The organism is Arachidicoccus sp. (genome assembly GCF_050436765.1).
GTDB lineage: Bacteria > Bacteroidota > Bacteroidia > Chitinophagales > Chitinophagaceae > Arachidicoccus.
The window spans coordinates 1-2,063 of sequence record NZ_JBNQGD010000252.1 but is presented as its reverse complement, the minus strand read 5'-3'; the positions used below and the strand labels follow the sequence as shown (position 1 = coordinate 2,063).

Genomic DNA, 2,063 nt, shown 5'->3' with positions numbered 1-2,063 from the left:
AAGGTATTTTAACACAGACCAAATTGTTTGATTAATTAAGCAGGTTACAGCGCTCGAGTTTTAATGGTTGGACTTATCGTTTTTTACTTGGTATATCGATAATGTATTTTTACTATGCGAATAGCCGGCTCTAATTGCTACAAATAATTCTTGGGTTTCAATTAAGCATTTGGCGCTATAATTCTTTGATACCATAAATGGGAATAGGCGGATCAAAGGATTGATTTTCTTGATTCATATTATAAATCTTAATTACAATATCCATTCCGCTAATGACACGTCCGAAAGCAGCATAACCTTGTTTGTCGGGATTATTTGCCCCGCCGGAATCATATCCAGGCTGGTCGCCAATACAAATGAAAAATTCAGAGTTGGCCGTTCCCGGCGCTTCACGTGCTAGCGATATGGTCCCGTTTTTATGTAATATTCCTGTGTGATGTGTATTCTCATGAGGGATGCCTTTTAAAGTCGCCAATTTATCCGGATTTGTTTGCCATATCCCGCCTTGAATTAAGTTGGCCTTAGGTGCGTCAGATGCTTGGTCGCTTGCATTTAATACTCTATAAAAACTTGCATCGTCATACAATCCTTCGTTTATATAAGCAAGAAAAGCGGCAACTGTTTTTGGTGCTTGTTTTTGATATAGCTCTAATTCAATATCACCCACTTTAGTGGTGATAATTACATGTGGATTTGCATATTTCTTAGTGCCACAACTTTGCAACGCTAAACAAAGGATTATTATCCAAAATACTTTTTTCATTCTTTTATCATTTCAATACGATCGCTGAAAGTGCCGGCAAGTTCACTTCCAGTGAATAATATTTAGCTTTTTTATCAATTTCATTAATTACGATATCTGTATTGTTTACATCGCCGGTTCCCCAAAATTCTTTATTGTTACTATTGAATACTTCTACCCATTTTGCCTTGCCAAAAACATTAATCTTCCAGCTTAATCGTACTTCCGGAGTGAGGTTGAGAATGATCAATAAGTCATCTTTTGCTTTAATTCCTTTTCTTTTAAAAACGATCACACATTCATCTTCATGGCTCAAATCTATCCATTCAAAACCATTTCTATCAAATTGTTTTTCAAACAATGCATTTTCCGATTGGTATAATTTATTCAATTCCTGTACACAATATTTCATTCCTTGATGACTTGGCCACATCAACAAGTCCCACTGCAGCTCACTTTTATAATTCCACTCCTTGGTTGCTGCAAATTCATTACCCATAAAAAGTAATTTAGCTCCCGGATGCAGAAACATGTAGCTATATAACAATCTTAAATTTGCAAATTTTTGCCAATCGTCACCTGGCATTTTATACAACATAGGACTTTTCCCATGTACTACCTCATCGTGACTAAGAGGCAGCATAAAATTTTCGTTGTAAAAATAAGCCATACTGAAAGTAAAATTATTTTGATGATACTTTCTGAAAACGGGTTCTTGTTTAAAATATTTTAGGGTGTCATGCATCCAGCCCATCATCCATTTCATCCCGAAACCTAATCCGCCTTCAAAAGTGGGTCTGCTAATTCCCGGCCAATCCGTGGATTCTTCGGCAATCATTTGTATGTCTGGAAATTCTTTATATAGAGTCTCGTTCAACAATTTTACAAATGCTATTGCTTCGATGTTGCCATTGCCACCATGTTCATTGCGTTCCCATTGTCCTTCTTCTCTGCTGTAATCAAGCCGTAATATGGAGCTCACGGCATCTACCCGTATGCCATCCGCATGGAAAATATCGCACCAGAAATGTGCACTACTCAATAAAAAACTGCGCACTTCTCCGCGTGAATAATTGAAAATATATGAATTCCAATCTGGGTGAAAGCCTTTGCGGGTATCAGCATATTCGTAAGTATGTTCGCCGTCGAACCGATAGAGACCATGTGCATCGTGTGGAAAATGTGAAGGAACCCAATCCAGTATTACGCCTATATTTTCATTATGAAAAGCATCGACCAATTTAATGAAATCTTGTGGTGAACCAAAACGACTTGTAGGGGCAAAATATCCAGTACCTTGATAACCCCAGCTTCCATCAAA

The 2,063-nt window shown here is 37.5% G+C and carries 2 protein-coding genes; both read right to left on the bottom strand.

Annotated elements, in window-relative coordinates:
- Positions 1–175: 175 nt before the first annotated feature.
- A complete protein-coding gene (locus ACQR30_RS11145) occupies positions 176–763 on the bottom strand; it encodes a peptidylprolyl isomerase (protein ID WP_429735055.1) in 588 nt (195 codons plus the stop codon).
- A 7-nt stretch (positions 764–770) separates the two neighbouring features.
- Positions 771–2,063 (bottom strand): 1,4-alpha-glucan branching protein GlgB (glgB, locus tag ACQR30_RS11140; RefSeq protein ID WP_429735053.1); only part of this gene is annotated, 1,293 nt, incomplete at its 5' end.

Coding starts and splice junctions, on each gene's coding strand:
- ACQR30_RS11145 (WP_429735055.1), bottom strand. CDS start 763: ATGAAAAAAGTATTTTGGATAATAATCCTTTGTTTAGCGTTGCAAAGT.